Genomic DNA, 6,146 nt, shown 5'->3' with positions numbered 1-6,146 from the left:
GCATCCGGCGGGTCATCGCGCGCGGGGCGTCGGCCCGGCGACCGTCGGTCGCGACCTCACCGCGCCCGGCGTCGCGCCGCTCCGCCCCTGCACGCTCGGCCTCGGCACGCTCAGCTCCTGCGCGCTCGGCCTCAGCTCGCTCGGCCTCGGCACGCTCGGCCGCGGCGCGCTCGGCGGCCGCACGCTCGCCGGCGAGGCGCAGCTCACGACGGGTGGGGCCGGTCGTGGCGGGACGGGTGGCGGAGAGCTGCGGATTCCCAGGGGTCGGGGACGCTGACGGCGTGGCCGGCTGCTGGGTCTCGGGGTGCAACGCTCGGTGGTCCTCGCTGGTCGACGTCGGGGGTGGCTCGCGGGCCGGGGGAGCCCTCGCGTGGGGGACGCGCGGGCCGGGATCTATTGGCACACGCGGGCCGGTCATCCGACGACTCGTGGCCGCGGTGTTCACACAATTCGCACACGGACCGCGCCAGGGGTTGGCCAGCACGCCCGACGAAGCGCGTCGTCGCTTGGTCACGTTTCGGTAACGGTGATGCGCGTCACAGCAGGTCAGCGGCACATTTCGGACATCCTGCCGACCGTGTCGGAGCGGTCGGTGGCGCGATCCGGAGCAGGGCTCGGGGTCGGGATCGAGTCGGCTCAGAGCCACTTCCGGGAGCGGAAGAAGGCGAACAGGACCACGGAGCCGAGGACCATGAGGCCGACGGCCGCGGGGTACCCCCACCGCCAGGCGAGCTCGGGCATGTGGTCGAAGTTCATGCCGTAGACCGTGCCCACGAGGGTGGGCGCGAAGAGGATCGCGGCCCACGCCGAGATCTTCTTGACCTCCTCGTTCTGGACGAGGCTCGCCGCCGTCATCGCCCGGACCTCCTCGTTCTGCCGCTCGGCGACGATCGTGGCGTTGACCGTCAGCGCGTTCTGCAGCAGCCCGCGGAAGCCGTCCGCCCGCTCGACGACGCGCACGACGTGGTCCTGCACGTCGCGCAGGTGCCGCCGCAGCTCGTCGTCGACGCCGTAGGTGTCCGCGCCGGCCTCGAGCCCGGCGAGCATGCCGAGCAGCGGGTGCGTGGCGCGCTGGAACGCCATGACCTCGCGCAGCAGCTCGTAGATGCGCCGCGAGACGGCGGGGTCGCCCGCGAACAGCTGGTCCTCGATCTCGTCGATGTCGTTCTCGAGCCCCGCCACCACGGGCCCGTACTCGTCCACGACCTCGTCGAGGATCGCGTAGAGGACGGCCTCCGGCCCGAGCCGGAGGAGGTCCGGCGCGGCCTCCATCCGCTGCCGCACGCGCGCGAGGTCGGGCGACTCGGCGTGCCGCACCGTCACGACGACGCTCGGGCCGAGGAACACGTGCAGCTCGCCGAACTCGACCCGCTCCTCGTCGTCGAGGTAGCGCGCGGGCCGGAGCACCGTGAACAGCACGTCCCCGTAGCGCTCGAGCTTGGGCCGCTGGTGCGCCTTCACCGTGTCCTCGACCGCGAGGGCGTGGATGTCGAACTCGCGCGCGACCGAGGCGATCTCCGCGTGGTCGGGCCGGTAGAGGCCGATCCACGCCATGCCACCGCTCTGCCGCAGCGCGGCGTAGGTCTGCTCGAGCCCGGCCGGTTCGGAGTGACGGCGCCCGCCGACGTAGACGGCGTTGTCCACCAGGCTCATCGCACGCTCCCGTCGCACACGTCGGTGCACCCGGCGGTCGGCGCCGGGTGCACGGACATGATGCCCGCGCTCAGCGGGCGCGGCGCGTACGGCGCGCGTTCTCCTTCTCGATGGCCTCCACCAGCTCGTCCTTCGTCATGGTCGAGCGCCGGGGGATGTCGAGCCGCTTGGCGACGTCGTAGAGGTGGCTCTTGCTCGCGTTCGCGTCGACGCCGCCGGCCGTGTCGGCCGTCGTCCCGCGGCCGCCTGCCGCCTTGGCGTCGGACGGTCCCTTCTCGTCCTTCGCCTCCCAGTGGTCGCCGACCTTCTCGTAGGAGTGCTTGAGCGCGCTGTAGGCGACGCGGTGCGCGCGCTCGGCGTCGTCGTACTCCTCGGCAGCCGCGTCGTGCGCCTTGGCGAAGGTCCGCTGCGCCTTCTCGTCCGAGCGCCTCAGGGTCGAGGGCAGCTCGCTCTGCTTCGCGGTGCCGCGCTTGGTGGTCTTCGGCATCTCACTCCTCCTTGGCTGTCACCGGTTCCTGGGCGGGCGGTGCGACTGCGGCGGCGGCCCGTTCCTCCTGCTCGAGGAGGGCACCGCGTGCGCGCACCTGCTGCAGGGTCGCCGTCCGCTCGGACCGACCGCTGCCCACGAAGCTGACGAGCCAGTGCAGCAGCGTCGTGATCCGGTTCTTGAACCCGATGAGGTAGACGAGGTGCACACCCAGCCACATGAGCCACGCGATGAAGCCCGAGACCTCGACCTTGCCCACGGAGGCCACCGCGTGGAAGCGGCTGACCGTCGCCATGCTGCCCTTGTCGTGGAAGCGGAAGGGCTGGCCGGTCTCGCGCCCCTGCAGCCGCCGGCGGATCTGGTCCGCGGCGTGGTGCCCGCTCTGCATCGCGACCTGCGCGACGCCCGGCAGCCGGTCGAGCGACATCATGTCGCCGATGACGAACACCTCGGGATGACCGGGCAGCGTGCAGTCCGGGAGCACCTCGACGCGCCCTGCACGGTCGACGGTCGCACCGGACTGCTCGGCCAGGCGCCGGCCCAGCGGCGACGCCGCCACACCCGCGGCCCACACCTTCGTGCGGCTCGCGATGCGGCTGGTCCGGCCGTCGGCGTCCTCGAGGTCGACCCCGTCGGCGTCGACGCCGACGACCTTCTGCCCGAGCTGCACCTCGATGCCCAGGCGCTCGAGCTGCCGCCGCGCCGCGCCGGAGAGCTTGTCGCTGAACGCGCCCAGCAGCGTGGGCGCGGCGTCGAGCAGGACGATCCGGGCGGAGCGCGGGTCGATCCGCCGGAAGTCGTCGCGCAGCGAGCGGTGCGCAAGCTCGGCGATCTGCCCGGCCATCTCCACACCCGTCGGGCCGGCGCCCACGACGACGAACGTCAGGAGGGCCGCCCGCTCGTCCGGGTCCTCGGCGAGCTCGGCGAGCTCGAAGGCCCCGAAGATCCGGCCCCGCAGCTCGAGCGCGTCGTCGATGCTCTTCATGCCCGGCGCGTACCGCGCGAACTCGTCGCGGCCGAAGTAGGACTGTCCGGCACCCGCCGCGACGACGAGCGAGTCGTAGTGCAGGTGGTTCTCGCCGGCAGGGTGCACGGACGTGACGGTCCTCGACGCGAGGTCGACGTCGGTCACGGTGCCGAGGAGCACGCGGGCGTTGCGCTGGCGCCGCAGCACCTCGCGCGTGGCGGGCGCGACCTCGCCCTCGGACAGCACGCCCGTGGCCACCTGGTAGAGCAGCGGCTGGAAGAGGTGGTGCCCGGTGCTCGCGACCACCGTGACCCGCACGTCGTCGCGGGCCAGGGCCTTGGTCGTGAACAGGCCGCCGAACCCGGAGCCGATGACCACGACGTGGTGCGGGGCGCGTCGCTCGTCTGATCGCGTCATGGGTCCACCTTGTGCCGACCGGGACCCGGCCGCCACCGGACGACCTCAGAGCTGGGCGAGCTCCCGCTCCAGGTCGGCGAGACCCAGGGAGCCGAGCGACAGCGCAGCCGTGTGCCACGCCCGCAGGTCGAACGGCTCGCCGGCGGCCTCCCGGCGCTCGCGTGCCGCGGCGCGTCCCGCCAGCCAGGCCCGCTCGCCGAGCTTGTAGCTGATCGCCTGACCCGGCCAGCCCAGGTAGCGCACGACCTCGCTGCGCACGAAGTCCGCCGGGGACCCGCTCCGGGCCGCGAAGAACTCCTCGCCCAGGGCGGCCGTCCACCGTTCGCCCGGGCGGAAGGGTGCGTCCCGGGGGATCTCGAGGCCGAGGTGCATCCCGATGTCGATGACGACGCGCACCGCGCGCATCCGCTGTCCGTCCAGGTACCCGAGCCGGGCGCCCGGGTCGCGCAGGTGGCCGAGCTCGTCCATGAGGCGCTCGGCGTAGAGGGCCCAGCCCTCCGTCGTCGCCGAGACCGAGCCGAGGCTGACCTGGTAGCGCGAGAGCTCGCCGGCCCGGTACGCCCACTGGCCCAGCTGGAGGTGGTGGCCCGGCACGCCCTCGTGGTACCAGGTGCTGATGAGGTCCCAGGTGGGGAAGCGCGTGCGCCCGAGGGTCGGCAGCCACGTACGGCCGGGCCGGCTGAAGTCGAGCGACGGCCGCGTGTAGTACGGGGCGGCGGCGGCGCCTGCCGGCGCGATCATCGCCTCGACGCGACGCACCGGCGGCGCGACGTCGACGACGGTGCCGTCGAGCTCGGCGATCGCACGGTCCATCATCCGCTGGAGCCAGTCGCGCACCTCGTCGACGCCCTCGACGGCCTCGCCGTGCTCGTCGAGGTGGGCGAACGCCTCGGCGGGGGCGGCGCCGGGCAGCACGCGCTGCGCCTCCTGGCGCATCTCGGCCTCGATCCGGGCGAGCTCGCCCCAACCCCACGCGTACGCCTCCTCGGGGTCGATCGCGGCGCCCGTCGCGGCGCGCGCACCGAGGAGGTACCGCTCGCGCCCGACGCCGTCCGGCGTGCCCTCGCACGCGGGCAGGTAGGTCCCCGCGATCCAGTCCCGGAGGCCCGCGACGCCGTCCGCCGCCCTCGCGGCGGCCGCCTCGAGCTCAGGTCGCAGCCGCTCGGGACCGTTCTCGACGAAGCCCGCCCACCAGCCGCGGCCGGCGAGCCAGGCCCCCAGCTGGTCGACGACGGCCCCTGCCTGGCGCGGGGCGCTGAGGCGCCCGTCCGCGAGGCCGGCGGCGAGAGCGTCCTGGTAGCTGCGCGCGCAGGCCGGCACCTCGTCCAGGCGTCGGGCGACGACCCGCCAGTCCTCGCTCGAGGCGGTGGGCATGAGGAGGAAGAGCTGCTGCAGGTGGTGCACCGGGGAGGCGATGGGGCGGAGGCTGACGAGGTCCTCGCCCGCCTCGTGCACGGCGAGCTGGGCGCCGAGCCGCTCGTGGAGCAGCGTCGCGCACCGGCGGTCGTCGTCGTCCTCGACCCGCGCCGTCGCCAGCTCGGCCAGCGTCGCGCGCGCCGCCCGGGCGCGCTCGGCGAGGCCCTCGGGGGAGAGGTCGGGCATCCGGTGGTCGCCCGGCCGGATCCCGAGCGCCGTGCCGACCGTGGGGTCGAGGTCGGCGAGGGTCTCGACCCACCTGTCGGCGACCGCCCGGGCGGTCGGCGCGTCGTCGTCGGTGGCGTGGGAGGTCGTGGGTTCCGTCACGTGAGCACGCTAGCCCGAGCCGGGCCGGGCGAGCGGGAGGGCGTCGCCGACGGCGCCCGCGCCCGGTCAGTCCGTCGTGCCGTACTCCCAGTGCCACGGCTCGTGCGGGCCGGCGCCCCCGGCCTGCATGTACGAGGGGTGGTGCCAGCCGTACGCCTCGGCGTTCTCGCGCATCCACAGGTACGTCGGCCGGTCGAACTGACCGAGCGAGCCGAACCCGTCGAGGTCGACCGCGAGGCCCCAGCCGTGGTTCGACGTCCCCGGGCTCGCGGCGAGCCCGCCCTTGGTCTGCTTGACGGAGACCTGCGAGGCGAAGTCGCGGTAGGAGCTCACGACGTGCAGGTCACGCCCGAAGTGGGCGCGGAAGGCGTCGTTGAGGTGCTCGAGCGCGACGGCCGCGTCGCAGCGCAGCTGGACGCCCCGGGCGAAGTCGACGCCGCAGAGCGCCTCGGCCGGCAGGGCGCCGTTCTCCGACGACCGGACCGCCGCCACCTTGCGCGACTGCTCGGCACGCTGGAGCTCCGCGGCGCGCGCGGCCGCCTCGGCCGCCGCTGCCGCCTCGGCCGCAGCCTGGGCGGCCGCGATGTTCGCCTGGGCCGTCGCCTCGACCTGCGCCGAGAGCGTGAGCACCTCCTGCGCTGCCGCGACCACCTGGGCCGTCACGTCGAGGTCGAGCGCCTGGATCGCCGTGGCCGACGCCCGCGGGGCGGGCCCGGCGGTCTGCCGGGCGCCCGAGGCGTCCGTGCCGTCCGGGGTGGTGACCGTCGAGGGCGCGATCCCGTCGAGCGCGCTGAGCGGCTGCTGGGGGAGCACGTAGCTCGAGGCGGCGGGGGGCGTGCTGCGCGCGCTCGGGGCCGCGCTCCGGTCGACGTCGTCGCC

Annotated in this window: 6 protein-coding genes; 1 reads left to right on the top strand and 5 read right to left on the bottom strand. The window is 74.6% G+C overall.

The window, feature by feature from the left end; all coding sequences use genetic code 11:
• Positions 1–277: hypothetical protein (locus tag ICW40_RS19050; RefSeq protein WP_221655565.1), on the top strand; the 277-nt coding region annotated here is incomplete at its 5' end.
• A 359-nt stretch (positions 278–636) separates the two neighbouring features.
• Here ICW40_RS19050 and ICW40_RS19045 read toward each other — a convergent pair.
• The 5 genes from ICW40_RS19045 to ICW40_RS19025 form a co-directional block, all read right to left on the bottom strand.
• Complete coding sequence (locus tag ICW40_RS19045) at positions 637–1,653, bottom strand: magnesium and cobalt transport protein CorA (protein ID WP_221655564.1); 1,017 nt, start codon at positions 1,651–1,653, stop codon at positions 637–639.
• Positions 1,654–1,723: 70 nt separating this feature from the next.
• Positions 1,724–2,140 (bottom strand): ChaB family protein, encoded by a 417-nt coding sequence (locus ICW40_RS19040; RefSeq protein WP_221655563.1) that lies wholly within the window; start codon positions 2,138–2,140, stop codon positions 1,724–1,726.
• 1 nt (position 2,141) lies between these two features.
• Positions 2,142–3,524 carry an NAD(P)/FAD-dependent oxidoreductase gene (locus ICW40_RS19035; RefSeq protein ID WP_221655562.1) on the bottom strand — a complete coding sequence of 461 codons (1,383 nt, stop codon included), beginning with the start codon at positions 3,522–3,524 and terminating at the stop codon, positions 2,142–2,144.
• 45 nt (positions 3,525–3,569) lie between these two features.
• The gene (locus tag ICW40_RS19030) at positions 3,570–5,267 is read right to left on the bottom strand and encodes a DUF885 domain-containing protein (RefSeq protein WP_221655561.1); all 1,698 of its coding nucleotides are present in this window, start codon (positions 5,265–5,267) and stop codon (positions 3,570–3,572) included.
• 66 nt (positions 5,268–5,333) lie between these two features.
• Positions 5,334–6,146, bottom strand: an 813-nt coding sequence (locus tag ICW40_RS19025; protein WP_260459464.1) for a M15 family metallopeptidase, incomplete at its 5' end; no start/stop codon positions are given.

The organism is Actinotalea ferrariae (genome assembly GCF_019733465.1).
Lineage (GTDB): Bacteria > Actinomycetota > Actinomycetes > Actinomycetales > Cellulomonadaceae > Actinotalea > Actinotalea ferrariae_A.
This window is presented reverse-complemented; position numbering and strand designations above follow the sequence as displayed.